Origin of the sequence: Actinopolyspora lacussalsi subsp. righensis (genome assembly GCF_900116555.1) — a bacterium.
In the GTDB taxonomy this organism is placed as follows: Bacteria; Actinomycetota; Actinomycetes; order Mycobacteriales; family Pseudonocardiaceae; genus Actinopolyspora; species Actinopolyspora lacussalsi.
On the sequence record NZ_FPAT01000003.1, the window covers coordinates 283167 to 310008 of the forward strand.

Consider the following 26842-nt stretch of genomic DNA (forward strand, 5'->3'; position numbering starts at 1 on the left):
GATCGTCGTGCGAGCGCCGGAACGCGGCACCCGGCCGGAAAACCCAGCGGAGCCGAATCCCCCTGTGGTGAGGAACTCTCAGACGAGGTTCTTGCCCGACAGGAACTCGACGATGCGGGTGCCGCCGTCGCCCTCGTCGGTGACCTGCTGGCCTGCTTCCTTCGGCGGCGCGGGCGCGGACGAGACCATCTGCGTCAGCGCGCCGGACAGTCCGACCTCCTCGGCCTCGATACCGGCGTCGGCCAGCGCCAGCGTGGAAACCGGCTTCTTCTTCGCGGCCATGATGCCCTTGAACGAGGGGTACCGCGGTTCGTTGATCTTCTCGGTGACGCTGACCACGGTGGGAAGCTCGGCGCGCACACTGGTCACCCCGGCGTCGGTCTCACGTTCGATCGAGACCGTCGAGCCCTCGACCGACAGCGAACGCGCGTAGGTCAGCTGCGGCCAGCCCAGCAGTTCGGCCAGCATCGCGGGCACGGCACCGCTGCGTCCGTCCGTGGACTCGTTACCAGCGATGATCATGTCCACCGAATCCAGCGTGCCGATCACCTTGGCCAGCGCCTTGGCCGTACCGACCGCGTCGGTACCGTGCAGCGCCTCATCCGTGAGGTGCACGGCCTTGTCGGCACCCATCGACAACGCCTTGCGGATCGCGTCGGACGCACCATCGGGGCCCATGCACAGCACGGTCACTTCCCCGCCGTGGGCCTCCTTGGCCAGCAACGCCTCCTCAACGGCCCGCTCGTTGATCTCATCCAACACCACATCGGCGGATGCCCGATCCAACGTGTGGTCCGAGTCGGACAACTTGCGCTCGGACCACGTGTCCGGCACCTGCTTCACCAGGACGACAATATTCATGGGCCCTCTCCGACCTCCTGCGGACTGTTGACGGCTTCCTGGCTGAGTAGTCCCGGCGCGGCATGTCCCCGGGAAGGTTGACCTTGCCACGTAGCCCCGTGAAAAGCACAGTGACGCCAACCACCATGGATGTTACCGGCCGGTAGCCCCAGCGTAACCCGGATACGAGGGTGACGGTACTCACTCCGCGGCGGCTTTCCACGGCGGGGCACCGAACAGCGGGGCGACCACGCGCGACTCCCTCAATACGGGGCATTCATACGAAAAGGTGATCAACGCTAGCCTGAAAGTATGAATCGACGCGTCGCCATCGTTACGGACTCCACCGCATCGATCCCCGCCGGTCTGGCCGAGGAGCTGGGCATCACGGTCGTGCAGCTGGACCTGACCATCGACGGGAAAAGCGACGACGAACGACGCGTCCCGCACGACAGACTCGCCGAGGCGATGCGATCGGGACTAACGGTGACCACCGCCGCTCCGCCGGCCCCCGCTTTCTTCTGGAACTACGCGGACGCCGTCAGCGAGGGCGTCGAGGCGATCGTCTCGGTGCACCTTTCCAGCGGTCTCTCGGCAACCTGTGAAGCGGCACGCGCCGCGGCGGCCGAGGTCAGCGTGCCGGTGCACGTGATCGACTCCGGAATGTGCGGACTGGGACTCGGCCTGCCGGTGATCGCCGCGGCCGAGGCGGCCGCACGGGGAGCCGACGTGCACGCGGTGCTGGACCTGCTGCAACGGCGGCTGAACGGCACCACGGAGATGGTCTACGTCGACACCCTGGAGTACCTACGGCGCAGCGGACGGGTCAGCGGTGGGCAGGCCACCCTCGCACGGGCACTGTCGATCAAACCACTGCTGGTGATGCGCGACGGCGAACTGCACGAGATGGCCAAGGGAATCGGACCGGAACGGGTGCTGCGCAAAGCAGTGGAGCAGGCGACACGGACGGAATCCGGAAGGGTCGACTTCGCCACGGAGCACTTTCAGGCCCCCGAACGCGCCAAGTGGGTGCTGGAAAAGCTCAACCGCGGGTTGTCACCGCAGCGGGAACCGCTGCTGGAGGAGACCAGCGCGATCATCGGCGCGCACGCGGGCCCCGGAGCAGTGGGAATCACGATCACACCCGCGTGATGGCGGAGTTCGGCCCTCACCGTGGGGAACCGGCCGGGTGGCGGAACCTCCGGGGGTGCCTCGCCGCGGGTGCCCCGACATCGGGTAGCGACCTACACAACGTCGGGCCGTCCTCGCGAGAGCCGCACGAGAGGTTCCGCTACCCGCCCGGTTTCCCAGGACAAGCGGTCATAGTTCGCTAGGGTTGGAGCTTGTCCATGGCCCGGTGTATCCGCTTCTCCGATACCGAGTGCGGCGTTCCCAGTTCCTGCGCGAAGAAACTCACCCGCAGTTCTTCGATCATCCAACCGATCGACCAGAGCTGCTCGCCCACCGGTTTGCCCTCACCCACGGAGTCGAGCATCTCCTGGTAGCGCTGTTCCACGCCGCGTACCCGTTCCATCAGATCGCGATCCCGGCCGGGATGCTGTGCGACCTTGCGCAACCGGTAGGAGACGGCTTCGAGGTAGCGCCGCAGGTCGGCCAACCGCCACCACCCCGTGTCGGTGACGAAACCGGGGTAGATCAGGTTGGACAGCTGGGTACGGATGTCCTCAGCGGCGTCGGCGGAAAGCGAGCGTGTGCCGTCCAGTTCGGCCTCGACCCGCTGTTGGGTGGTAAGCACCTGTTCCACGGTGGACAGCACTCGCGCGGAGGTCTCGTTCAGCCCCTCACGCACCTGCCGCACCACGGTGTCGAAGGCGTCCTGGTCCGCGGGCACTCCCCCGGCTCGGTCGATGAGCGCGTCCGCGGCGCAGGCGATGCAGTCCTCGAAGAGGGTCTCGGGATCCCCGTGCGGACTACGGCCGAACACCAGCTTCGCCGAGTTCGTCAGCTGCCGCCGCAGGAACTTCACCGGTGAGGGCAGGTTCAGCAGCACCAATCGGCGGGCGCCACGACGTTGCTGGTCGCGTTGTTCGGCGACCGTGTCGAAAGCGCGAATGCCGACGCTGTCCCCCTCGTCGACCAACGCCGGGTAGGCCTTGACCACCTGACCGTGCCGCTGCCGCTCGAAAGTGCCGGGAATCTTGCCGAAGTCCCACTCCCGCAGCCCGTGCCGTTCGATGCTTTCCGCCGCCGCCGATATCTCGGCCCGCAGCCGGGGGCGCAGTCGTTCGGAGAGTTCCTCGAGGTCCTTGCCCTCGGCGAGGATGCGTTCCTCGCCGCTGTGCTCGTCGCCCTCCACCACTCGGAAGGTCATCCGCAGGTGGTCGGGGATCCGCCGCGGATCCCAGGCGTCGAGCGGAACGTTGACCCCGGTCATGCGACGCAGCTCGGTGGACAGCGCTTCGAGCAGCGGACCGTCGTACGGTCGCAGCCGCGCGAGCAGCGCCCTGACGTGGTCGGGAACCGGCACGAACTCACGTCGCCACTGCTTGGGCAGTGCCTTGAGCAGCGCCGTGACCAGTTCCTCCCGGAGCCCGGGGATCTGCCAGTCGAAACCGGCGGGGCTGAGCTGGTTGAGCACGGCCACCGGCACGTGCACGGTCACCCCGTCGGCGTCACTGCCGGGCTCGAACTGGTAGCTCAGCCGCAGCCGGTGCCTGCCCTGCTGCCAGAAGTCCGGGTAGTCGGTGTCGGTCACGCTCGCGGAGGTCTCGTTGAACAGCAACGACCTCGGGAAGGTGAGCAGGTCGGGCTGCTGGCGCCGGACCTTCTTCCACCAGGTGTCGAAGTGGCGGGCGGAAACCACCTCGGCACCGACCCGCTGGTCGTAGAAGTCGTAGAGCGCGTCGTCGTCCACGACGATGTCGCGGCGTCGGGCGCGCTGTTCCAGCTCCTCGACCTCCGCGAGCAGCGCGCGGTTGGTGTGGAAGAACTCGTGGCGGGTGTCCCAGTCGCCCTCGACCAGTGCGTGCCGGATGAACAGCTCGCGGCAGAGTTCGGGTTCGACCCGGCCGTAGTTGACCTTGCGGCCCGCCACGAGCGGAACGCCGTAGAGCGTCACTCGTTCATAGGCCATCACCGCGCCCTTGTCCTTCTCCCAGTGCGGCTCGCTGTAGTGCCGCTTGACCAGGTGCCCCGCCAGCCGCTCGATCCAGGCGGGTTCCACCTTCGCGACGGTGCGCGCCCAGAGCCTGGAGGTCTCCACCAGTTCGGCCGCCATGACCCACTGCGGCTGCTTCTTGAACAGCGCCGAGCCGGGGAAGATCGCGAACTTCGCACCCCGCGCACCCAGGTACTCGGTGCCGGAGCGGCGGTTGGAACCGGACTTGCGCTCGGTGTCCTTCAACCCGATGTGCGAGAGCAGCCCGGCCAGCAGCGACTGGTGCACCCGGTCCTCGTCGGCGGGTTCGTCGTTGATCGAGATGCCGAGCGAGTTGACCATCTGCCGCAGCTGGCTGTAGAGGTCCTGCCACTCCCGCACCCGGATGTAGTTCAGGTACTCGTTGCGGCACATTCGCCGGAACTGGTTGCCGGAGAGCTCCTTGCGCTGCTCACGCAGGTACTGCCAGAGATTGAGGTAGGCGAGGAAGTCGGACTGCTTGTTGTTGAACCTGGCGTGCTGCTGATCGGCGGCCTGCTGGTGCTCCGCGGGACGTTCCCTGGGGTCCTGGATCGACAGTCCGGCCGCCACGACCATCGTCTCGTGCACGCACCCGTTCGTCTCGGCCTCGACGATCATCCTGGCCAGCCTCGGGTCGATCGGCAGCTGCGCCAGCTTCGAGCCGACCTTGGTCAGCCGCTGGTTGTCCTGCTTGCCCCGCTTGGTGGACTGCTCCAGCGCCCCCAACTCGTGCAGCAGGTTCACCCCGTCGGTGATCTGCCGCCGGTCGGGGGGTTCCACGAACGGGAACGAGGCCACCTCGCCCAGCCCCAGCGAGGTCATCCGCAGGATCACCGAGGCGAGGTTCGTGCGCAGGATCTCCGGATCGGTGAACTCCTGCCGGGCCAGGAAGTCCTCCTCGGAGTACAGCCGGACGCAGATCCCCTCGGACTCGCGACCGCAGCGCCCCTTGCGCTGGTTGGCCGAAGCCTGCGAGACGGGCTCGATGGGCAGCCGCTGGACCCTGGTCCGGAAGCTGTAGCGGGAGATCCGCGCGGTGCCGGGATCGATGACGTACTTGATGCCCGGCACGGTCAACGAGGTCTCGGCGACGTTGGTGGCGAGCACGATGCGCCGCGTGGAGTGCCGCTGGAAAACGCGCTGCTGTTCGGCCGAGGACAGCCGCGCGTACAGCGGAAGCACCTCGGTTCGAGGCGGTTTGCGCTGTTCCAGCGCCTCCGCGGCGTCGCGGATCTCCCGCTCACCGCTGAGGAAGACCAGGATGTCGCCGGGGCCCTCGGCGCACAGCTCGTCCACCGCGTCGCCGATGGCCGTGATCTGGTCGCGCTCGACGTCCTCGAGCTCGTCGGAGTCGTCGACCAGCGGCCGGTACCGCACCTCGACGGGATAGGTGCGGCCGGAGACCTCCACGATCGGAGCGTCGTCGAAGTGTCGGGAGAACCGCTCCGGGTCGATGGTCGCCGAGGTGATGATCACCTTGAGGTCGGGGCGCTTGGGCAGGATCTGCTTGACGTAGCCGAGGATGAAATCGATGTTGAGGCTGCGTTCGTGGGCCTCGTCGATGATCAGCGTGTCGTAGCGCCGCAGCAGCCTGTCCCGCTGGATCTCCGCGAGCAGGATGCCGTCGGTCATCTGCTTGACCAGCGTGTCCTCGTCGGCGCGTTCGGTGAACCGAACCTGGTATCCGACCGCGTCGCCGACCTCGACGTCGAGTTCGGTGGCGATCCGTTCGGCGACGGTGCGCGCGGCGAGCCTGCGCGGCTGGGTGTGACCGATGGAACCGAATACACCGCGGCCCAGTTCCAGGCACATCTTTGGCAGCTGCGTCGTCTTGCCCGAACCGGTCTCCCCGGCGACGATGACCACCTGGTTGTCCCGGATCGCGCTCATCAGGTCCTCCCGCCGCCCGGTGACGGGAAGCTCCGCGGGATAGCTGATCTCGGGAACCCGCTCCCTGCGGCGGGTGACGCGCTTGTGCGCGGCCGCGATGTCGTCCGAGATCTCGGACGCGACGCCGCGCAACGCCTCCTGGTCGCGGATCTTGTGCGCGCCTTCGATGCGCCGCCGCAGCCGCCGGTGGTCCTGCGGCATGAGTTCGGTGAGGCGGTCGCGGAGCTCGGACAGCGAGGGCGGAACGGGTGCAGTGGCCATACTCTCTCCAGGATAGAGATCCCGGCGGGCGGCACGCCGCCGTGCTTCACGAATCACACTCGACCAGCTCGGCGACGGTCACGCCGAGCGGAAGGGAGCCGGGCGGAAGCGGGAACGCTATCAGCCCGTCTCCGCGCGGCACAGTATCGCCGTGGGGGTTCTGCCCACGCGGGTGAGCACCACGGTGGCCGCCTCGTCGCCGGAGAGCTTGAGCCTCCGGCGCAGGGCGTCCGGATCCACGTCCAGACCGCGGACCAGAATCTCCAGCCGCCCGACGCCGTGGCCGCGCAGCAGCGCGCGCAGGCTCTTCTCGTTGTACTTGCCGTGCTCCAGCACTCGGAACGCCCGCACGCCCGGGGGTGGTGTCTCGCCGGTCAGGTAGGCGATGCGGTGGTCGAGCTGCCCCAGGCCGTAGCGGGCGGCGTACTGCCGCACCAGCCCGGCACGCACGACGGCGCCGTCCGGATCCACCAGCCACTCCCCGATCGACCGCTCCGGGCAGTCGTCCGGTTCGGCGTCGGTGACGCGCAGCTTCGTCCCGCCCGACTCGTCGAGCAGGGTGGCCCCGCGACGAACCCCCGGTTCGGCCAGGCCGCCGAACCACAGCGACGCCTCACGCACCTGCCCGACCAGCGAGACCAGCTCGATCTCGGCCCGTTCCGGCACCGCCTCGAAATCCAGTCCGGGCGCGCACTTCACGACCAGGTCGCGGTCCCGGTAGGTCTCGACCAGCTCCCGAAGCGGCGGTTCCAGATCCTCCGGGCTCCACTTCCTGCGTCCCGCACCGTCGCGGCGGCCGGGGTCGGCGACCACCGTGGTCGCCGTGGTCACCGGTCGTAGTGCGTCCGCCCGCACCAGCATCGGTTCCACACCGCGCGCGGCCAGGTTGCCGCGGGCCATGCGGAGCCGCACCTCGTCACGATCGGAACCGACGAAGCTCCGGGCCAGCGGCGCGATCTCCGCGAGATCCGCCCCGATGGAACAGGTGACGTCGTGCACGTCCCTGCCCACCAGCCGGGCGGCGCGGTGCGCGGCGACCGAACCGGTCGTGGCCTGCTGCAACGCGGTGTCGGTGAACAGCCAGTCCGCGGCGTCGCGCAGCTTGGCGGCGGCCCTGCGACGCAGCGCGACGGTCTCCAGCACCGCCGCGGCGTACCGCTCGCCCGCCACCTCCCGGGCGGCTGCCGTGTCCGCCAGACGGGAGGAGTCGGTCAGCGGGAGTCGCGCGACCCGTTCCAACGCCTGCCGTCCCGGTGCGGAACGCAGAAACGCGACGTCGGAAGGGTCGAACCGGTATGCCACGATGCCGCCGGATCAGTTGCCGGTGAACTCGGCCTTGCCGGGACCGTTCTCGATGAACGAGCGCATCCCGATCTTCTGGTCCTCGGTGGCGAACAGGGAGGTGAACAGGTGGGTCTCGATCCGTAGCCCGGTGTGCAGATCGACCTCCAGTCCCTCGTCGATGGCCCGCTTCGCCGCGGCGAGCGCGTGGACGGGGCCGTTGACGAACTGTTCGGCCCAGCGGCGCGCGGCGGCGTAGACGTCCTCGGCGGCCACGATCTCGTCCACCATACCGATCGACAGCGCCTCCCGCGCCTCGACGAACCTGCCGCTGAAGACGATGTCCTTGGCCTTGCTCGGACCGACCAGCCGAGCCAGTCGCTGCGTGCCACCGGCGCCGGGGATCACCCCGAGCAGGATCTCGGGCTGTCCTACTTTGAGTCCCTCGCCCGCGATGCGGCGGTCGCAGGTGAGCGCCAGCTCGAAACCGCCCCCGAGCGCGTATCCGGTCATGGCGGCCACGGTGGGCTTGGGAATCTCGGCCACCGCGGTCAACGCGGCGGAGAGTCCGCTGCGCTCCTTGCTCGCCATCTCGGTGGCCGACTTCTCCGACATCTCCTTGATGTCGGCACCGGCCGCGAACACCTTCTCGCCGCCGTAGACGATCACCGCACGCACGTCGTCCCGCTCGGCGGCCTCGTTGGCCACCTCCAGGATCTCGCGCTCGACCTGACTGTTGAGCGCGTTCATCTTGGGCCGATCCAGCCGGATCGTGCCGATGCCGCCGTCCACTTCGAGCCCGACGAACTCACCCACGTCGCAAACCTCCTGAAAGCCTGTGAAAACGCGCTGATCCAACCACGAACGGTGCCGCAGGCTACCGCGCTGGAACACCCGCCGCGCCCGTGGCCTCGGTCACAACCGCCGCGCCCGGACCCGTGCCGGAGGTGGCGGGGAGGACACGAGGACGGGATCGAGACAGCAACGCGGGCGCGCCGAGAACTCGCCGCTGCGCTCCGGGCAGCGCTGACCACGCGGCGGTTCGGCCCCGGGACGTACGTGCGTGACACCTAGTATTCCGCTCGGAGCGCGGTCCGAAACGAGTGGCCCCGGTGGAGCGCGAGCCCGGGACCACTCTGTTGCCGGGCTACTGGATCACTCGAACCGCTCGTTCTTGACGGCGTCGATGAACGCGGCCCACTGGGTGCCGGTGGTGGTGAAGTATCCGGCCGAGCGGTCCTTGGTGTCACGCACCGCCGCGCCATTGCCGATGCGGCCGATCTCGACGCACGCGGTTTCGCGAGACGAGTAGCTCGCCTTGCGCCATCCCTGGGGGTGTACCGTCATGGTGTTGTTTCCTCCAGCTGTTCGATGCGGGTAGCGATGACCCCGGTCGTGTCCTCCTTGGTCATCGCTGCTTGCTGGAGGTTGTCTACCCCATTGCGATAAGTGGTGACCGCTCCGGGTGAGGAGAGGAACACTCCGGAGCCGAGGGTTTCGAGATGCACGATCGGTGCGGCGGTGCCGAACTCGAAGTACATGAAGTGCCCGCTGTGTAGCGGTGTCCATCCGAGCCCTTCCGACAGGACTCGGATCGAGACGTTCGGCAGCTCGTTCATCTTGACGAGGTGGCGGAGCTGATCCAGTCGAGCGTTGTCGTCGCACACGGGTGCGTCGAGGACGTGTTCGAGGATGAACGCCTCGAACGTCGGCGCGTTGGTCTTGGTGAGTACGTCGCGGCGACCCGCGCGCATTCCGATTTTCGCCTCGCGCTCGCCCGTCGGAAGTCCCGACATGATCGCCCGTGCGTAGTCCGAGGTTTGCAGGATACCCGGAATCAGCAGTGGCGCGGCCTCGACGAAGTGTGTCGCGGTGCGCTCGTACTCGATCAGTGTCACCAGTTCCTCGCGCACTCCGGGAATGCCGGGACGCAGCCAGTCGGGCTCGTCGGCGTCCCGTGCCATCTCGACCAGGCGCTCACGTTCCCTGCTGGTGATCTCCAGCGCCTCGAGAATGCTGGTCACGTCGTCCACAGTGATCACGCGGCTGCCGGATTCGGTGCGTGTGATCCAACCGTGCGAGGTTCCAATCCGGCGAGCCAATTCGCGGACGCCTATCTCGGATTCTTGACGCACTTTGCGCAGTTCAGCGGCGAGTGAGCGTGCTTTGGGGCTGCCTGGTCTGGATTGGGTCATGAACCGAATCTAGCGCGTTGTGGATTCAGAGATCATCCCCCGATCGAAGGATTGCAAGGGTGTATCTAAATCCAACAAACTGGTCCATGTCCAGTTGATACAGCGTTCGGTGCGGAGCGTATTCAATGCGAAACAGATACGACCTGTCCGGTATGGGTGAGCGGGCGAGGTGTGTTCATGAGGGTGGTCCGGGCTCGGTGCGGGTGTGGATGTCGCCGCACACGCCGACCGTGGTCCAGATCGACACTCCGACCGTCTACAACCGGACACGGTGGACGCTCGCGCAGGCCCGACACCTGCGCGCGGTGCTGGACGCGGCGATCCGGGCGGGAGAGCGGGCATGAGTCCCGGCGAGTTCGCGATGTGGGTCGCGCACGAGCAGTGGCGCATGGAACAGCTCTCGCACGACATCGCCGGGCGGCTGGCCACCGGACGGCAGTGCCGCGAGGCCGCCGAGGTGTTCGAGCGGATGGCCGAGTTCCTCCGGCGCTACGCCGACGAGCTGGACGGGACCACCGTCGTCGACGGCGACACCGATGCCTGACGAGGTCCGGGCCGACGCGGCGCTGACCGAGATCATGCCCACCCTCCGACTGGCCCGGTTCTCGCACTGGCGCGGCACGTTACCGCTGTCGGCCGTGACGAAGCGCCGCCCCGGAAGCAGCGACCTACCCGGTCGGCCCACGGCGGACAGCCCGCTCGCGCTCAACGGCGCGGACCCGGATCTGCTCGCCCGCGTCCTCGCGGGCCTCCGCGCCCTGTAAGCCACGGCTCGGCACCGTCGAGACCCCGACCTCCGGTGCCGGGCCGTCCACCGCCCGGCCGGTCTCTCCCCTTCCCCGTCCGGCCGGGCGGTTCCCAATCACCGCAGGAGACACACATGGATCTTTCCGGCACCCTCGAACCCCCACCTGAAACGTGGTCGGTCCGGTCGCCGCACTGGCACGCCTACCTGTTGTCAGGTGTGACCGGCAGGCGGGAGCGCAGGCATCACACGCCCGCGAGAGGGCCTGATCGACCCGCACGAGGCCGCCGCATGGGTCGCTGGGGACCCCACGGGGCGCTCCGATCGCGTCCGCGCCCGCGAATCCGCCGACCAGCGCACGACACACCCGTTGATGAACGCGATGCCCTGATACGAGCGCCGCAGCAGCCAATTCCGCCACGCCTCGGCGGTCTCGGGGGTTTCCCCGGCGGTCGCGGGGTCGTGCTCTCCGTGCGGGTAGTGCCAGTATCCGCGCCACTCGTCCTTGAGTCTCTCACGGCGTACGAGTGCGTCGGTCACGTCCTCGTTGGACAAGTCGAGCTCGGACTCCGGGGGATCTTCGGGGAGCACATCCCACTTGCCGTACTCGGCGGGCGTCGGAAACGGGCGCATGGCGCGGATCATACGAACCGGACGGACACCGCGAACCGACGAGACAACCACCAAACGCACTACACTGGTGAGCAATCCAGTAATGCTGATGCGCCGTCCCCGACCGAGGCCGGTGTTTTCTTGTGTTCCCGGCTTTCTATGCGACGAAGAACGCACCACGCTCGAACCTGAACCGCTCCCGCTCGTACGCCTTCGCTGTCGTCCCCTGCTGATAGGAGATCAGTAATGCTCGACGACATTCGCGACCGGCTGCGACAGATTACCGACACCGTGCCCGTCCCGGAACTGTCCGAGGCCGAAACCAAGCTCGACGAAGTGCGCTGCCAGCTGTGGCAGGTGGTCAGTGGCTCCGACCAGGAGCACGTGCGGCAGGCGCTGGGACGGCTCAACCTGGCCCATGAGAAGACCGGCGAAGCCCTGCAGGCCATGACGCTGGCTTCCGACCATACGCGCGACTACACCACTGCCCTGTAAGGAACCAAGGTGTCCGATTCCGACGTGCGACACCTGGCAAACGAGGTCAGCGGTGCTCTCGCACAACTACCCACCGAACAACTACAACAGGCACGGGTCTGGCTCGACGAGTACGCCCTGCCCACCCTCGATGAGATATCCGACGGCAGCCAGAATCCACAGCTGTACGAGGCCATCGGCCTGTTCCACCAGGCCCGCGAGCTCATCGACGACGTGCTCGCACTGTCCGACAACACCCGCGGACGCCTGGTGAACTACCTCGCCACCCTCGGCATGAGCGGCGACCGGCCCTCGCCGAGCCTGCCCCATCCCTCGACCCTCCCGCGTGTTCCCACCGACGCGTCCCGGGACCGTTCGTGGATCGACCAGGTCCGCGAACGGCTGCCCGAGCACACCGGCGGACAAACCACCGGACTCATCTACGACCAGGACGGAAACGAACAGATACTGACCAGTGGCCGAGACCAGAAACTCTCCGACCGCATACGCCTCACTCTCGACACATCGAGCGTGTATCCCCCACATCGAGGAGACGCGTCCCCAGTGGTCGACACGCACGTCGAAGCAAAGTACGCCCAACGGATGAAAGAAGCAGGGCAGACCTACGGCGTCGTCGTACTGAACAATCGCATGTGTCCTGACCCGTGGGGCTGCCATGCTGCGGTACGAGCCATCCTGCCTCGTGGATCAACACTGGCCGTATGGGAACCAGGGGAAATACGTCCCATCGAGATACGTGGAGAGGCAACACCATGACCACCATCGACACGGGGACCGTCGTAACCGGCATTCTCGGTCACGACCTCCACTACGCACGCACTGCCGAGGAAACCGCCGATCTCGTCGAGGCCGTCCTTCGCACCCGGTATTCCCAAATCTACGTGTGGGATCGACCCTGCTTGAGCTTCCGCGACGAACACGGTCCAGCTTTCCCGCACGCGAGACTGCGCATCACCGCCGACCCCAACAACGGTTGGGGCGCACTCAGCCACATGGACGCACGCCCCGAAGCGGTCAACGGTGCGGCGGCAGACTCATACAACCCCCACACCACCGAGGAGACACCACCACTGCTGTTCGATCCCGAGGGCGACCTGTGGTTCCCCGCCTCGGCCTCACTACCCCTCGACCAAGCCCGCGAAGCCATCACCGAGTACTGCCGCACCGGCACACGACCCGAATCCGTGCGGTGGCAACCCGGACAATGGTATTGAGCCCGACCCTTGCTGTGGATCGCTACCCGAATTCGGACCGTCCGGAACGAACGCAGGCGGGAGGTCCCGCCGAGCGAGCGTCCCGACGACCCGAAACCACGATCAGTCGCGCCGCGTCGCGAAGTAGCGGTCCCCGGTGCGCTGCAACCGCAGGTCCTGGCCGAAGGTCTCGGAGAGGTTCCGCTCGGTGAGCACGTCGTCGAGCAGTCCCTGCGCGACCACGCCGCCCTCGCGAAGCAGCAGCGCGTGGGTGAATCCGGGTGGGATCTCCTCCACGTGGTGCGTCACCAGCGTCATCGCGGGCGCGTCCGGATCGAGGGCCAACGCCGAGAGCCTGGCGACCAGTTCCTCGCGCCCACCGAGATCCAGCCCGGCAGCGGGTTCGTCCAGCAACAGCATCTCGGGATCGGTCATCAGTGCCCGCGCGATCAGGGCGCGTTTGCGCTCCCCCTCGGAGAGGGTGCCGAAGGGCCGATCGGCCAGCTCGGCGATGCCCATGCCGCGCAGCAGTTCCTCGGCGCGCTCGGTGTCGATGTGGTCGTAGTCCTCGTTCCACCTGCCGACCACCGCGTAACCCGCGCTGACCACGACGTCGCGCACGAGCTCCTCGGCGGGCATCCTCGACGCCAACGCGGCCGAGCACAGCCCGATGCGAGGGCGCAGCTCGAAAACGTTGGTGCTGCCGAGCCGCTCACCGAGCACGTCGACAGCGCCCGTGGTGGGATACATCTCGGCACCGGCGAGCTTGAGGACGGTCGTCTTCCCCGCACCGTTGGGTCCGAGTACCACCCAGCGCTCGTCCAGCTCGACCGACCAGTCCACATCGGTCACGAGTGCGTTCGCCGCCCGCCGGACACTGACGCCATCCATCCGGATGACCAGGTCGTCCACGTCTACCTCCCAGCCGTGACCGGCCGTTGTGCGCGCGTTGGTCGACACGCGCTTCGCCTCCGCCGCGGACCGGCGGGGTTTCCGCGTCCGCGCTTGTCATTGTCCCGCTCGTCCGGTGGGGCTCCTCCACCGGGAGACAACCCCACCGGCCACGATATGCCAGTTTTTCCCGCGAAATCGACGCCCGATTCCGACGGGGACGAGTAACATCCCTCGCCCGTGCACCCCTGGTTGAGACTACTCGGCAAACCCTGGTTCGTGGCGGCGACGGTGGCCCTGGTCGTACTGACGACCGTGGAAACAGCCCTGGGCAACGGCGCTCTCGGTGTGCTCGCGGCCGTGACCGGGGCACTGCTCGGCACGATCGTGCTCCCCATGTGCACTCGGACGGGACTACTGCTGGGCTCGTTCCTCCTGGGACTGCGGGTTCGACACATCGTGTTCGGCGCGGGCCGTCGACTCGGCACCGTACGGGCCGGGCAAGTGGAAGTGACCTTTCGCACACTGCCCGTGGTGCTCAGCGCGGACATCGGGCCACGGCGGGAACCGGTCATCGCACGCTGCTGGACGGCCGGACTCGTCTCGGCGCTGTTCGGGGTGGCCGTGGCCACCGCGGGGTGGTTCGGGCTCGGGACACCGTTCTGGGACGGCTTCGCGCCTGCCGCGACCGCGGTGCTGCTGTACCAGCTGATCCCCGGCAGGACGCCGCTGCGCACCTCGACGGGATGGCTGCTGTTCGGACTGCCCCGGCAGGACGCGGGGCGCGCGCGGGAGTTCCGCGCGGGCGCTTACGCCGCCGAGGCACACAGGCTGCTGCAACGCGGTGAGCTCGATCGGGCGCAGGCCGTGGTGGACGAACTCGGCGGGATCGCGCCGGACTCGCACACCGCGCTGTCCTGCCGGGTGACCATGCACGAGGCGCGCGGTGAGTTCGACACGGCCACCATGCTGCTGTTGGGACAGCTGTCCGAGCAGCAACCGCCGCGACGGGAGATGTGCTACATGCTCGCGGGACTGGCCGGACTGGGGCTGGCCGCGGCGGAGGCGGGACAGCTTCCCGCCGCCGACATCGTGCCCACGGCCGAGCGGGCGCTGCACGACTCCGTCCGGCTGGGTTTCCCCGCCTTCGAGCTCAGCGGAACGTTCGGGCTGCTCGCGCTGTCACAGGGCGAACCGGCGGAGGCGGTCCGGCTGTGCGGGACCGGGGCGGAGTACTCGACCTCGACCACCAGCCGGGCGGACAACCTGGCGACGCTGGCGAGGGCGTACATGGCCGAGGGCGAGAACGGGCGGGCCCGCGAGACGCTGGCCGAGGCGGAACGCCTCGCGGACTGGTGGCCCCGGGTCCGCTCGGTGCGGGAACGACTGGACGTGGTGGGTTGACCGGTGTTCCCGCGGTCGACCAGCGCGGGAACACACAGGAACACCGGAGGCCGACCGAGGGTGATTCACGACCTCTCGTCGGCGGGCACCACCTTGCCGAGCTCGGCGGGGCTGGAGAGCAACCGATGCTTGGGCAACACCCGGACGGTGTAACCGGCGGGTCCGGTGTGGGGCAGCGTCACGGTGGCCTGGTAGCCGCCGTCGGCGACACAGCGCATCGAGGTGGTGACGAAGTCGCGCAGCTCGTCGGAGTCGTCCACTCTGCCCACCACGACCTGCACGGTCACGTCGGAGTCGTGCAGGCCCGCGAGCTCCACCAGCGCGCGCACGGTGATCTTGCCGCCGAGCAGCGGGGTGGAACCGTCCTCAACGGACATGTAGGTGTCGGTGACCCGCACCGCGCTCCACGCCTCGTCCAACCGTTCCCGGTAGCTCGCGATCTCCTTCGCTCCCCGGTAGTCGTTCGCGGTGGCGGCCTGCACCGAACGAACCGCGGGCGAGTAGTGGTTGTCGACGTACTCGCGCACCATGCGGGAGGAGTGCACCTTGGGCCCCAGCGTGGCCAGCGTGTGCCGCACCATCGACATCCAGCGACCGGGCAGGCCGTCGCTGTTTCGCTCGTAGAACATCGGGGCGACGTGTTCGGTGATCAGCTCGTAGAGCGCGTTGGCCTCCAGATCGTCCCTGCGTTCCGGGTCGCTGACCCCGTCGGCGTTGGGGATGGCCCAGCCGTTGTGGCCGTCGTACATCTCGTCCCACCAGCCGTCGCGCACCGAGAGGTTCAACCCGCCGTTGAGCGCCGACTTCATGCCGGAGGTTCCGCATGCCTCCAGCGGACGCACCGGGTTGTTCAGCCACACGTCGCAGCCGGCGTAGAGGTACCTGGCCAGTGACATGTCGTAGTCGGGCAGGAAGACGATGCGGTGGCGCACCTCGGGATCGTCGGCGAACCGGACGATGCGCTGGATCATGGCCTTGCCGCCCTCGTCGGCGGGGTGCGACTTGCCCGCGACCACCACCTGCACGGGACGGTCCGGATCCAGCAGCAGGGCGCGCAGCCGTTCGGGGTCCCGCAACATCAGGGTGAGCCGTTTGTAGGTGGGCACTCTTCTGGCGAACCCGATGGTCAGCACATCGGGATCGAAGACCGAGTCGCACCAGCCCAGCTCCAGCTCGGAGGCACCGCGCTGCAACCAGGCATGCCGCAGCCTGCGTCGCACCTCCTCGACGAGCCTGCCACGCAACGAGCTGCGTAGCTCCCACAGCAGCGAGTCGCTGACCGGCTCGATGCCACGCAGCCCCGCCCCCTGGTCCATCTCCGACTCACCGATCAGCTTGCCGAGTTCCCGCGCCGACCAGGTGGGACCGTGCACCCCGTTGGTGACCGAGGAGATCGGGATCTCCTCGGTGTCGAAACCGGGCCACAGGCCGCTGAACATCCGCCTGCTGACACCGCCGTGCAGTTCGGAGACGCCGTTGGCGCGCTGCGCCAACCGCAACCCCATGTTGGCCATGTTGAAAGTACCCGGTTTGTCCTCGGCACCGAGTTCGACGACCTTGTCGGTCGGAACTCCGGGAAGCAACGACTGCGCGGAGCCGTCACCGAAGTAGTGCCGGACCAGGTGAATCGGGAAGCGGTCGATCCCTGCGGGGACCGGGGTGTGGGTGGTGAACACGGTGCCGGCGCGGACCGCGGCCACCGCCTCGTCGAAGCCGAGACCGGGATCGGCGAGCAGTTCCCTGATGCGCTCCAGCCCGAGGAAACCGGCGTGGCCCTCGTTGGTGTGGAACACCTCGGGGGCGGGTGTGCCGGTCAGCTCGCAGTAGGCGCGCACCGCGCGCACCCCACCGATGCCCGCGAGGATCTCCTGCCTGATCCGGTGACTGGCGTCCCCGCCGTAGAGCCGGTCGGTGACGCCCCGCAGGTCGTCCTCGTTGTCGTCGACGTCACTGTCCAGCAGCAACAACGGGACGCGCCCCACCTGGGCCTTCCAGATCCGGGCCCGCAGCAGCCTGCCCTCGGGCACCGCGACGTGCACCATCACGGGCTCCCCGGAGGGGCGGGTCAACAGCTCCAGCGGCAGCCCGCGCGGATCCAGCACCGGGTACTGCTCCACCTGCCACCCTTCGGGGGAAAGCGACTGCCGGAAGTAACCGGAGCGGTAGAGCAGCCCCACTCCCACCAGCGGAAGTCCGAGGTCGGAGGCGGACTTGAGATGGTCCCCGGCCAGCACACCGAGCCCACCGGAGTAGTTGGGAAGCGCCTCGGTCAGACCGAACTCCATCGAGAAGTACGCGATCGACGAGGGCAACGGCGTTCCCTCGTCGCGGCGTTGCTGGTACCACCGCGGCACCGTGAGATAACGACGCAGATCGTCGTCGACCGCGCGGCAGCGGGCGAGGAAGTCCTCGTCCGCTGCCAACCTGTCCAACCGCTCCGCGGGGACCTCGGCCAGCAGCCGGAGCGGATCACCACCGACCTCCGTCCACACGTCCGGTTCGACGGAGGCGAAAAGATCCTGAGTGGGCGGATGCCAACTCCAGCGCAGGTTGATGGCAAGTCGGCCCAGGGCCTGTAGGGAATCCGGCAGGTGCGCGCTGACGGTGAAGCGACGAACGGCTCTCACGGACGCGCAGGGTATCTCGCCGGGACACGAGGCCCGAACCACCCACGCGCGAAACCCGGCATGCGAACCTGGTGTACGTGCCCACGAGACCCCGCCGCGACCGCGTTCCCCGAGCGAATCGTGCCGAACCGGACTCGCGGACCTCGACGACGGGGCGGAGCCGCCCCCCTCCGGGGAGATCCGTTCGGAAGGCGCGGTGCCGGGTCGTGTCGCTGCTGCCGGTGGTGCTGCTCGCGGTGCTGAGCGGTTGCACCGCGATCCGAAGCGCACCCACCTCCGATCCGGGTGTCCTCCGTCACGCCGTGGCTCCCTCGTTCGTGTTCGGGACCGATTCCTCCGCCGTGGACGAACTGGCGGCGACGGTGGTCACCGACGCGCAGGACTACTGGGAGGGCGAGTTCCGCCGAGTGTTCGGACGGGACTGGCACGATCTGGACGGCGGCTTCTTCTCGGTGGACACCACCGACGAGAACGCCACACCACCGCCGTGTTCGGCCGACGTGGCGGAGCTGACCGGCAATGCCTACTACTGCGCCTCCGTGGACGCGATCGCGTGGGATCGCGCGGCGATGCTGCCGGTGCTGCGGGACCACTACGGCCAGTCGGCCGTGGTGCTGGTGCTGGCGCACGAGATCGGGCACGCGGTGGCGCATCGGCTCGACGGCGAACCCGCGTCCGGCGAGCGGAGCCCGCTGCGGATCGAGACCACCGCGGACTGCTACGCGGGCAGCTATGTGCGGTGGGTCGTCGACGGTGACTCGCGACGGCTGCGAATGGACTCGGCCGAACTGGACGCCGCGCTGCGAGCACTGATCAACTTCGCGGATCCGGCGGCCCGACGCGTCGCCGACGCGCACGGCACCGCCTACGAGCGCACGGGCGCGTTCCAGGACGGTTACACGAACGGTCCGCGAACGTGCACCAGCGGGCGCGAGTTCAGCGGTGAGTGGTCGACCGGAGGCGGCTCGCGGGGCAACCGCGACGTGACGACGCTGCTACGCGACCGAGTTCCCCCGGCCCGACAGTTCTTCGACGAGCTGGTGGAACGGCGGGGCGGTCGGTGGGATCCACCGAAACTGCTGGAACCGGGGGCGGCCGGCTGCGCGGGGGCCGCCATCCTCACCGAATGCGGCGGGAACGTGCTCGCGGTCAACCGCGAACGACTACGACGTTCGATCTACGAGCTCGGTGACCAGGCCGCCGAAACGTCCCTGATCGGCGCGTTCGCCACCGCCGCCGCACGGGGGACGGCTTCCGGGACGCCGGAACGGCGGGGAATCCGTGCCGCGTGTCTCACGGGTGCCTACACGGGTCACCTGGTACGCGACACCGATCGTGCCTCCGGCTCGGACCTGAACGAGGCGATCCGCGCCGTGCTCGCCGGTGACGCGGCACGCCGGGAGGTGTTCGGCACGAGCACGGCCAGTGGCTTCGAGGAGTTGCGGGCGTTCCGGGCCGGGGTGAGCGGTACCGCGAAGTCCTGTTCGTAGAGTGCCACCCCGCGCGGAACAACACGTCGAGTCGTGCGGACCTCCGGGATTCACTTGGTTCTCGGGCGGGTGCGCCTGGGGAAGTGTCGGGGATGGTTCATTCGCTACGCTGCGCGTGGCGCTCTGCCGAGCCGAGGTGGAGGGACAGGACCCGAGCGATTTCGAGGATGGGGCACGTCAGTGGGACGAAGCTCGACGACGCGGCGCCTGCTGGCAGGCTCGGCGACCGCCGTCGCACTGTGCTTGTTGGTGACGGGGTGTTCCCGTCCGATCGACGGAATTCCGACCGCCAACGACGAACCGGAGGTCGACACGGTGGCCGGACTGCCCGCCAGTGACGGCCCGAGTGGCCGCAAGCCTGGTGCGGCGGACGTGAAGTTGCCGGTGGTCGGGAGCACCGGGGGTGAGATAGACACCCTCGCGGTCGACACTGTCGCCGACGTGCGGGAGTACTGGAAAACGGCCTATCCGGACACTTTCGACGGCACCGCGTTCCGCCCGATCACACGGCTGGTCTCGTACGATTCCCGGAACACCGACAGGCGCGTCTGCGGACAGCGGCTGGCCGGGTTGGCGAACGCCTTCTACTGCCCGCGAAGCGACACGATCGCCTGGGACCGCGGGGTACTGCTGCCGAAGCTGCGCGGCACGTTCGGGCAGATCGCCCCGGTAACCGTGCTGGCGCACGAGATCGGGCACGCGGTACAACACCGGGCGGGCCTCGTGGACGAGGACACACCGACGCTGGTCAGCGAACAACAGGCGGACTGCTTCGCAGGGGCGTTCTTCCGGCACGCTGCGGAGGGCTCGGCACCACACATCCGCGTGTCGACCGGTAACGGGCTCAACACCGTCATGGGAGTACTCAGCTACATCCGGGACGCACCGGGGCGGACCGGCTTCGCGGATCCCCGGGCTCACGGCACCGCCTTCGACCGTGTTTCGGCGTTTCAGTACGGCTTCAGCGACGGTCCGAGCCGGTGTGCCGAGATAACCGAGAAGTCGGTCACGGAACGAACCACCCAGTTCCACTTCTGGAAGGACAAGCAGGAGTCGGATCTTCCGGTGGAAGCGGACAACATCCGAGCCGTGGAGCGGAGCCTGCGGAAGGTCTTCAGCGAGACCGGGTTCGCTCCCCCCAGGGTGATCATCGGTCCCCGCTCCTGCGGCGATGCCGACGGCACCGAGCCCGTTTCGTACTGCGTGGAGACCAACACCGTCTCGGTCCGGCTGGACGGGCTGCGGGAGATCGCCCAACCACCCACGAACGGCGAACGCACCTCGGGCTACGGGGACTTCGCCGCCTACGCCCAGCTGGCCTCCCGCTACACCTTGGCCGTGCAGGAATCGGCGGGGTTGTCGCTGCGTGGTGACGGGGCGGGGCTGCGTACCGCTTGTCTGGTGGGCGCGTGGAGCGGCCTGCTCGTGGAGGACCCGATCGGGCAACGCAATCCGGTCGGCAAGCTGCGAATCGCCCCTGGCGACGTCGACGAGGGCGTGGCGGCGCTGCTGGGTGAGGACAGTCTGATCGCAGCGGACATGGCCGGTAGTCAGGCCCCCGCAGGCTTTCCCCGGGTCGAGGCGTTCCGCATCGGATTCCAACAGGGGATGAGCCCCTGCGCTTCCGAGTACGGCACCTGACCGGCGAGTGCTCGTCTCATCCCCCTGGAACGAGTCCGGTGGCGCCTGCCGCCGAACTCGTTCCAGGGGCGGAAGAACCGGGCACCTCGGTCGAGGCACCCCGCGGCTCTCGCGGGGTGTCGTCTCTCGCGTGGCTCAGAAAAGCGCGTTGGCCAACGAGCGCCGCGCGTCGGCGACTCGCTGATCGCCTTCCGGGAACAGGCCGAACATCTCCAGCAGCTCCTCGCGAACACGATCGCGGTCCGCACCCGAAGTGCGCCGGACCGTACCGATCAGCCGGTTGAAGGCATCCTCCACGCGCTGTTGCGCCAGTTCGGCATCGGCGGCGGCGAGCTGTGCCTCGACATCCTCGGGTGCGCTCTCGGCACGCTCGATCGCGCCGGGATCGGCGCTCTCGGCACGGGCGGTGAACCGGACCTGTGCGAGTGCGGCCTTGGCCTGCTCGTTGTCCGGCTCCGCGTCGAGGATCGACTGATACGCCTGTTCGGCGGCCGCGTACTCACCGCGTTCCAGCGCCTGCTCGGCCGCGGTGAACCGGGAGTCCTCCTGCTCCTCCTCGGCCGCGCCCGCGCCCTGCTCGGCGGCACTGATACCGGGAAGCTGATCGCGCTGCGAGTCCAGGATGGAACTGATCCACTGCCGGATCTGTTCCTCCGGCTGCACGCCCTGGAACGCCTCGACCGGCTGCCCACCCGCGATGGCGATCACCGTGGGGATCGACTGGACACCGAACAGCTGCGCGATCCGCTGGTTGTTGTCCACATCGATGGTGGCCAGTACCCAGGAACCGCCACCCTCGTCGGCGAGCTTTTCCAGAATCGGGGAAAGCTGCTTGCACGGCTGGCACCAGGTCGCCCACAGGTCGACCACGACCGGCACCTGCATCGACCGGTCGACCACCTCGGCCTGGAAATTGGCCTCGGTGACCTCGACGACCGAAGCGCCTCCCCCACCGGAGTCACCACCGGCGCCCGAGCCCGCGGACGCGGACTTGGCCTGGGCGTCGGCCCGGTTCTTCAACCCCGACAGGTCGACCGCCCCTGCCATGGAGGCGGCGGCCGCCGAGCTCTGCGCTGCTTCGGAATTCTGGCGTGGATCAGGCCGTGTCACACCCCCATCGTGCCACGTCTCCAGTAGCAGGCGGTGCACACCCCGACACCCCGGCCCGGCAAGGTGAAGAGCCCGAAATCGATCACAGAATGCGTTCGAGCAGGCATTTTATCTCTCGAACGAGTTAGCTTTGCTCACTCGATCAGGGGGATCTGACGAAAATCTCTAATCTTCGAACGGGACAGCGTCGAAACCCACTCACGAGTCCGCGAGAGGCGCCGCACCATGCGGTGCCCCGCAACTCCGTAGGGACTCGATCGGGATTTTTCCCTACCCACAAGTTCGACGAGAGGTATCAGACAGTGCGTATTGCAACCCGTGTTGCCGGTGCAGCAGGCGTCGCCACCCTGGGCATGATGACCATGGGCACGGTCGCGTTCGCCGACACCAAGGACAACGACGGCATCAACGCGGTGGACGACAACAACATCAGCGCGGTGCCGATCCAGGCCTGCAACAACAACATCAGCGCCGTCATCGGTGTCACCCTCAACCTGCTGACGGCCCAGAACTCCCAGTGCGTCAACGCCCCGGTGGTCGACCACCCGCTGTCCAAGTGAGCTGACGGAGCTCCGCTGGGCGGCACGAGGAGCGTCCCGATCCGGGAACGTTCCGAGGCCGCCCCGTGAGTTGGTTGTCCGCCGCGGCGGGTGAATCCGCCTCGCATCCGGTGAACCACGGATGCGGTCGGCGTCCTCACGGACCCGGGACGCCACGAACGACGGGGATTCGCACCCCGTCGCGGCGGACACTTCACACGGCACGCGCGTCCCCGCGGCGCGCGTGCCGATGGCCGGTTCTGATCGTCCGATAGTCGGCTACCCGGCTTTTTGGCTGTCCGGCTTTGGCTGTCCGGCTTTTGGTCGCCCGCCCCGCTCGGCCGAACCATCGGGATCGACTCTCAGCTGCCGCCTTCGAGCCGCTGCTCGACGCGCTCGACCTTCTCCCGGAGTTGGTCGGTGTGACCCGGCCGGATGTCGGCCTTGATCACCAGACTCGTGCGGGGTGCCCTGGACGACACGGCCTCGGTGGCACGCCGAACCACGTCCATCACCTCCTCCCACTCGCCTTCAACGGTGGTGAACATGGCGTTCGTCTCGTGCGGTAACCCGGAGTCGCGCACGATCCGCACCGCCTCCGCGACAGCGGCACTCACGCTGTCGGAGTCCCCCGCTCCGGAGGGGGCCACGCTGAATGCGACCAACATGTGTGTTTCTCCTGACTACGAAGTCTCGTTTCCATCGGGCTTCGCGGAGCGGTACCGCGACGAACCTACCGGCACCGCCTGGCGCACGTGTCGGACACGCGCCGACCACGGCTGCGGCGAACACCCCACATCGCCCGTTCGTGCAACAGCACGCTGCTAGCGTCGAATGCCATGAGCCCCCGCCAACCGCTGCCTTTCGATCCCATAGCTCGCGCGGCCGAGACCTGGTCGCAACGTATCGGTCCTTCGTCGACGATGGCCGCGGTGACCAGCATCATGCGGGTCCAGCAAATCCTGCAGTCGGCGGTCGACTCGGCACTGCGGCCGCACAACCTGACTTTCGCCCGCTACGAGGCGCTCGTGCTGCTGTCATTCTCCCGGCAGGGAAGCCTTCCGATGCGTGTCATGGGGGACCGGCTGCAACTGCACCCGACCAGTGTCACCAACATCGTCGATCGGCTGGAAGCCGACGAACTGGTGCGACGCGTCCCCCATCCGACCGATCGACGTACGACGCTGGTGGAGATTACCGAACACGGCCGCACGGTGACGGACAAGGCCACGGAATCGGTCACCGACATCGACTTCGGACTCTCGGGCATCACCGAACGACAGACACAGCAGCTCACCGAGCTGCTCGGCAAGGTCAGACAGGCTTCCGGGGACTTCTGACCGGATTCCTCCGGCTCGGTCGTCCGAAGCTCGTCGAGCGGAACCACCCGGCGATTCCCACTCCCCGATGCGGAGTCATCGAGTGGGCACGGTCCCGGCAACCCCGGAGCCGTGTCACAGCTCCCGGCTGTTCGCCCCCACGAGGGGCCGGAACACCGCGGGCCGAAGCCGCCGTGCGGCGACCCACCGTTCCGCGACCGGAAACGGCCACGCACGTCACGCCCCGGTCAGTTCAACGCACGCAACGCGCCGACCAGCCTCGACAACGACGTGGGACCCAACGGTTCCGGTGTGGTGAGCAGTCCGCGTCGCAGCGCCCAGCGCTCGAAAACCACCGATCCGAACGGCGGGACCGAAGCGATCAGGGCGAGCACCAGCACCCGGAAACTCCATCGCAGCGGCCCGTACATCACCAGGCTGACGACTACGTAAGCGGTGAACACCAGACCGTGAATCCATCCCGTGACGGTCACGGCCTCGGGAAAGCCGAACCCGTACTTGAGCACCATCGCGAGCAGCAACCCGGCCCACGAGACGGCCTCGGCGACCGCGATCAGTCGGAACCATCCGACACCAGTCCTGAGCACGATCTCACCATATCGTGGGAGCCGCCCGCTCCGATGTCCGGTATGCACCGGTGTGGGTACGACACGGGCGCACCGGACTGGTCGTTGTCGGTGGAATTTCGTTCAATGAAGGCATGACTCGTTGGGTGCTGCACTTGGACATGGACGCTTTCTACGCGTCCGTGGAACAGCTCACCCGCCCAACGCTGCGCGAACGGGCCGTGCTAGTCGGTGGAACGGGGCCGCGCGGCACCGTGGCGGGAGCCAGCTATCCGGCGAGGAAGTACGGAGCTCGCTCCGCCATGCCCATGTCGGAGGCCAGACGCCGGTGCCGCACCGCGGTGGTGCTGCCGCCGCGTTTCCGGCTCTACCGGGAGGTGAGCGAGCGTGTCTTCACGATAGTCAGGCAGCTTTCCGAGCGGTTCGAGCAGGTTTCGATCGACGAGGCGTTCCTGGAGCCGATCGAGTTGACCGGGTCCGCTCCGGAAGTCGTGGCGGAGTTCGCGGAAGCCCTCCGTGCCCGGGTGGCCACCGAGGTCGGAGTGCCCGCCTCCGTCGGGGCGGGATCGGGCAAGCAACTGGCCAAGATCGCCTCGGGAATGGCGAAACCGGACGGCTCGATGGTTGTTCCCCCCGACGAGGAGCGGGAGCTGTTGGCCGAGCTGCCGGTACGCCGCCTGTGGGGCATCGGCCCCATCGGTGAATCCAAACTGCGCCGTATCGGGGTGCAGACGATCGGTGAACTCGCGGCGTTGAAACTCGGCGACGTGACCTCGTTGCTGGGGCAGGCGCACGGCACCGAACTGCACGAACTGGCGCACGGCATCGACGAGCGGGCCGTGACCGAACGAGCCGAGGCCAAACAGGTCAGTGCCGAGACGACCTTCGACACCGACCACACGGAGCCGGCCGTGCTGGCGGAGGAGATAGTCGGCATGGCCGAAGCCGCCCATCGACGGCTGGTGGCCTCCGAACGCGCGGCACGCACCATCACCCTGAAGGTGCGCGACGCCGACTTCAGCACCATCAGCCGCTCCGAAACGCTGTCCTCGGCCACCACCGAACGCGAGGAACTGGTGGCGGCCGCGCGACGGTTGGCCGGAATCGCGGTCAGTCCCGGCGTGCCCGTGCGACTGGTCGGGGTCTCGTACTCGGGACTGACCGTCGCCGAACAGGCCACCCTGTTCCGGGTTCCCGAGACCGACGAGAGCGAACGCCCACCCGCCTCCTCGGAACCACCACCCCGCTCACCCACGCCCCCCGCCACCGCCGAGGGACGGCAGTGGCGCCAGGGCGACGATGTGAGCCACCCCAGCTGGGGTCACGGCTGGGTGCAGGGTTGCGGCCACGGACGCGTGAGCGTGCGGTTCGAGACGTCCATCACCGGCCCCGGGAGGATGCGTACCTTCGACAGCGGGGATCACGAACTGGTGACAGCGGACCCGCTCGACAGTCTCGGCGGAAGCGGTGAACCGGCCTGACCGCTCTGCCGCCGACCGGCGCGCCGGGGGGCCGGGTCCGGTTCCCCCGTGCGCCGAACCCCGTACGCCGAACCCCGTGCTCCGCTGCGCTCACCGCGGCGCTTCGATGATCGTTCCGGCTTCGGCGATTTCGCGAGAAATCGACGCGGATTCGGTGCTGCCGGTGCCGAACCCCTGCCACTCTCGCAGCCGCCACCAGCACCGTCACGCAGACCGACCGGTGACGTTGTGAACGGAGTCAGGTTTCGGGTGTCGGGGGCCGCCTGCGGTAGTTCCCCACCCAGACGCGCGGCGCGGCGGCCTGCACGGCCTGCTCCAACCGCTTGGGAAGCCTGCTCAGCACCGGCAGGTGGAATCGGTAACGCACCGAGGGAAGTCCCTGCATGGGCGGGGTCTCCTCGACCCGCCAGCGCTCCAGCTCGGGATGCCTGCCGGGAAACGCGGAATCCGCGGGGAACAGTTCCAGACAACGCCGACGCTCGGGGTGCACCAGCCTGCGGTTCTCGATCGGGCGCAGCGAACCGATCCCGGCAGCCGCTACCTCGTCCCAGGGCACCGCGAACACCTCACCACTGGTGCGGGGGCAGATGCCGCGCTGGTCCACCAGGAACCCGCGACCGCTCAACGACCCCTTGGCCGAGGTGATGAACCAGACGAAACAGACCCCGAACACGAGCTGCCAGATCCACAGCCACACCCCTCCGGGGGAATCGACCAGCGCCGCCGCGCACAACACGGTCAGGAAACCGCTGATACCACCGCCGACCGCGAGATTGCGGAAGGCCGCGGCGCTGACGTCGATGTCACGGGCGTGCTCGCCGAGCAACACGGCCCGACCGCCCGCACGTTCCGGGCCCGCGCTGGTCGGGTCACCACCCGCTCGTCGCTGCACCCGGGTGGACGGATAGGCGTCCTGCCTGGTGCTCCCGGGGGCGGACGGCGGAGTGGGCTCCCCCGGCGGGACGTTGCGACGTTCCACGACCGTTTCCTGCTGTGGAACCGTACGGCGTGGGGCCGTCTTTCCCTCCGGATCCACACGATCGGCGCGTTGCCATCCCCCGGGTAGCCACTTCATGGCGCCAGAATATCCTCACCAGCGGTG

General features: G+C 68.1%; 26 protein-coding genes. 13 read left to right on the plus strand and 13 right to left on the minus strand.

Going from position 1 to position 26842, the window contains the following annotated elements; genetic code table 11:
- Window positions 1-78: 78 nt before the first annotated feature.
- Window positions 79-861, minus strand: coding sequence for an electron transfer flavoprotein subunit beta/FixA family protein (locus BM394_RS07430; RefSeq protein WP_165400570.1), 783 nt, complete (start codon window positions 859-861; stop codon window positions 79-81).
- A gap of 291 nt (window positions 862-1152) precedes the next feature.
- Here BM394_RS07430 and BM394_RS07435 point away from each other — a divergent pair, with 291 nt between their 5' ends.
- Complete coding sequence (locus tag BM394_RS07435; protein WP_092975786.1) at window positions 1153-1992, plus strand: DegV family protein; 840 nt, start codon at window positions 1153-1155, stop codon at window positions 1990-1992.
- Window positions 1993-2170: 178 nt separating this feature from the next.
- Here the strand turns inward: BM394_RS07435 and hrpA are convergent, their stop codons facing one another.
- From hrpA to BM394_RS07460, 5 genes are all read right to left on the minus strand, one after another.
- Window positions 2171-6130 carry an ATP-dependent RNA helicase HrpA gene (gene hrpA, locus BM394_RS07440; protein WP_092975789.1) on the minus strand — a complete coding sequence of 1320 codons (3960 nt, stop codon included), beginning with the start codon at window positions 6128-6130 and terminating at the stop codon, window positions 2171-2173.
- A gap of 120 nt (window positions 6131-6250) precedes the next feature.
- A complete protein-coding gene (locus BM394_RS07445; RefSeq protein WP_092975792.1) occupies window positions 6251-7432 on the minus strand; it encodes a THUMP-like domain-containing protein in 1182 nt (393 codons plus the stop codon).
- 12 nt (window positions 7433-7444) lie between these two features.
- The gene (locus BM394_RS07450; protein WP_092975795.1) at window positions 7445-8227 is read right to left on the minus strand and encodes an enoyl-CoA hydratase/isomerase family protein; all 783 of its coding nucleotides are present in this window, start codon (window positions 8225-8227) and stop codon (window positions 7445-7447) included.
- Between the two features lie 339 nt (window positions 8228-8566).
- On the minus strand, window positions 8567-8758 hold the full coding sequence (locus BM394_RS07455) for a DUF397 domain-containing protein (protein ID WP_092975798.1): 192 nt from the start codon (window positions 8756-8758) through the stop codon (window positions 8567-8569).
- Entirely contained in the window at window positions 8755-9606 is an 852-nt protein-coding gene (locus tag BM394_RS07460; RefSeq protein WP_092975801.1) for a helix-turn-helix domain-containing protein, read from the minus strand. The genes BM394_RS07455 and BM394_RS07460 overlap by 4 nt, the downstream gene beginning before the upstream one ends.
- Window positions 9607-9731: 125 nt before the next feature.
- Here BM394_RS07460 and BM394_RS07465 point away from each other — a divergent pair, with 125 nt between their 5' ends.
- The 3 genes from BM394_RS07465 to BM394_RS07475 are packed head-to-tail and all read left to right on the plus strand — an operon-like array spanning window position 9732 to window position 10370.
- Window positions 9732-9950 (plus strand): hypothetical protein, encoded by a 219-nt coding sequence (locus tag BM394_RS07465; RefSeq protein ID WP_130466609.1) that lies wholly within the window; start codon window positions 9732-9734, stop codon window positions 9948-9950.
- A complete protein-coding gene (locus tag BM394_RS07470; RefSeq protein WP_092975807.1) occupies window positions 9947-10150 on the plus strand; it encodes a hypothetical protein in 204 nt (67 codons plus the stop codon). The genes BM394_RS07465 and BM394_RS07470 overlap by 4 nt, the downstream gene beginning before the upstream one ends.
- A complete protein-coding gene (locus BM394_RS07475) occupies window positions 10143-10370 on the plus strand; it encodes a hypothetical protein (protein WP_092975810.1) in 228 nt (75 codons plus the stop codon). Before BM394_RS07470 ends, BM394_RS07475 begins: the two co-directional genes overlap by 8 nt.
- A gap of 194 nt (window positions 10371-10564) precedes the next feature.
- On the opposite strand, the gene BM394_RS07480 is transcribed toward BM394_RS07475, so the two are convergent.
- Window positions 10565-10984, minus strand: a complete 420-nt coding sequence (locus tag BM394_RS07480; RefSeq protein ID WP_175530002.1) for a hypothetical protein — start codon at window positions 10982-10984, stop codon at window positions 10565-10567.
- Window positions 10985-11209: 225 nt separating this feature from the next.
- On the opposite strand from BM394_RS07480, the gene BM394_RS07485 reads away from it, so the two are divergent.
- The 3 genes from BM394_RS07485 to BM394_RS07495 are packed head-to-tail and all read left to right on the plus strand — an operon-like array spanning window position 11210 to window position 12672.
- Window positions 11210-11458 carry a hypothetical protein gene (locus tag BM394_RS07485; RefSeq protein WP_092975813.1) on the plus strand — a complete coding sequence of 83 codons (249 nt, stop codon included), beginning with the start codon at window positions 11210-11212 and terminating at the stop codon, window positions 11456-11458.
- Window positions 11459-11467: 9 nt separating this feature from the next.
- Window positions 11468-12214, plus strand: a complete 747-nt coding sequence (locus BM394_RS07490) for a DddA-like double-stranded DNA deaminase toxin (protein WP_092975816.1) — start codon at window positions 11468-11470, stop codon at window positions 12212-12214.
- Window positions 12211-12672 (plus strand): Imm1 family immunity protein, encoded by a 462-nt coding sequence (locus tag BM394_RS07495; RefSeq protein WP_092975819.1) that lies wholly within the window; start codon window positions 12211-12213, stop codon window positions 12670-12672. The genes BM394_RS07490 and BM394_RS07495 overlap by 4 nt, the downstream gene beginning before the upstream one ends.
- A gap of 102 nt (window positions 12673-12774) precedes the next feature.
- Here the strand turns inward: BM394_RS07495 and BM394_RS07500 are convergent, their stop codons facing one another.
- Window positions 12775-13542 carry an ATP-binding cassette domain-containing protein gene (locus BM394_RS07500; protein WP_175530021.1) on the minus strand — a complete coding sequence of 256 codons (768 nt, stop codon included), beginning with the start codon at window positions 13540-13542 and terminating at the stop codon, window positions 12775-12777.
- 240 nt (window positions 13543-13782) lie between these two features.
- Here BM394_RS07500 and BM394_RS07505 point away from each other — a divergent pair, with 240 nt between their 5' ends.
- Window positions 13783-14946 (plus strand): hypothetical protein, encoded by a 1164-nt coding sequence (locus BM394_RS07505; protein WP_245780037.1) that lies wholly within the window; start codon window positions 13783-13785, stop codon window positions 14944-14946.
- Between the two features lie 65 nt (window positions 14947-15011).
- Here the strand turns inward: BM394_RS07505 and glgP are convergent, their stop codons facing one another.
- Window positions 15012-17573 (minus strand): alpha-glucan family phosphorylase, encoded by a 2562-nt coding sequence (gene glgP, locus BM394_RS07510; RefSeq protein WP_092975822.1) that lies wholly within the window; start codon window positions 17571-17573, stop codon window positions 15012-15014.
- Between the two features lie 206 nt (window positions 17574-17779).
- On the opposite strand from glgP, the gene BM394_RS07515 reads away from it, so the two are divergent.
- Both BM394_RS07515 and BM394_RS07520 read left to right on the plus strand, forming a co-directional pair.
- Window positions 17780-19063: a neutral zinc metallopeptidase gene (locus tag BM394_RS07515; RefSeq protein WP_092975825.1), complete on the plus strand. Its 1284-nt coding sequence runs from the start codon at window positions 17780-17782 to the stop codon at window positions 19061-19063.
- A gap of 180 nt (window positions 19064-19243) precedes the next feature.
- Window positions 19244-20704, plus strand: a complete 1461-nt coding sequence (locus tag BM394_RS07520) for a neutral zinc metallopeptidase (RefSeq protein WP_092975829.1) — start codon at window positions 19244-19246, stop codon at window positions 20702-20704.
- 135 nt (window positions 20705-20839) lie between these two features.
- Here the strand turns inward: BM394_RS07520 and BM394_RS07525 are convergent, their stop codons facing one another.
- Entirely contained in the window at window positions 20840-21751 is a 912-nt protein-coding gene (locus tag BM394_RS07525; protein WP_092975832.1) for a tetratricopeptide repeat protein, read from the minus strand.
- Window positions 21752-22116: 365 nt separating this feature from the next.
- On the opposite strand from BM394_RS07525, the gene BM394_RS07530 reads away from it, so the two are divergent.
- Complete coding sequence (locus tag BM394_RS07530) at window positions 22117-22374, plus strand: hypothetical protein (RefSeq protein ID WP_342752522.1); 258 nt, start codon at window positions 22117-22119, stop codon at window positions 22372-22374.
- A gap of 341 nt (window positions 22375-22715) precedes the next feature.
- On the opposite strand, the gene BM394_RS07535 is transcribed toward BM394_RS07530, so the two are convergent.
- Window positions 22716-23021, minus strand: coding sequence for an MTH1187 family thiamine-binding protein (locus BM394_RS07535; RefSeq protein WP_092923835.1), 306 nt, complete (start codon window positions 23019-23021; stop codon window positions 22716-22718).
- A gap of 171 nt (window positions 23022-23192) precedes the next feature.
- On the opposite strand from BM394_RS07535, the gene BM394_RS07540 reads away from it, so the two are divergent.
- Window positions 23193-23693, plus strand: a complete 501-nt coding sequence (locus tag BM394_RS07540; protein ID WP_092924405.1) for a MarR family winged helix-turn-helix transcriptional regulator — start codon at window positions 23193-23195, stop codon at window positions 23691-23693.
- Window positions 23694-23920: 227 nt separating this feature from the next.
- Here the strand turns inward: BM394_RS07540 and BM394_RS07545 are convergent, their stop codons facing one another.
- Window positions 23921-24280 carry a DUF3817 domain-containing protein gene (locus BM394_RS07545; protein WP_175530004.1) on the minus strand — a complete coding sequence of 120 codons (360 nt, stop codon included), beginning with the start codon at window positions 24278-24280 and terminating at the stop codon, window positions 23921-23923.
- A gap of 113 nt (window positions 24281-24393) precedes the next feature.
- Between BM394_RS07545 and BM394_RS07550 the strand changes: the two genes are divergently transcribed.
- Window positions 24394-25740 (plus strand): DNA polymerase IV, encoded by a 1347-nt coding sequence (locus BM394_RS07550; RefSeq protein ID WP_092975835.1) that lies wholly within the window; start codon window positions 24394-24396, stop codon window positions 25738-25740.
- Window positions 25741-25978: 238 nt separating this feature from the next.
- Here BM394_RS07550 and BM394_RS07555 read toward each other — a convergent pair whose 3' ends face one another.
- The gene (locus tag BM394_RS07555) at window positions 25979-26815 is read right to left on the minus strand and encodes a hypothetical protein (RefSeq protein ID WP_092975838.1); all 837 of its coding nucleotides are present in this window, start codon (window positions 26813-26815) and stop codon (window positions 25979-25981) included.
- Between the last annotated feature and the right edge of the window lie 27 nt (window positions 26816-26842).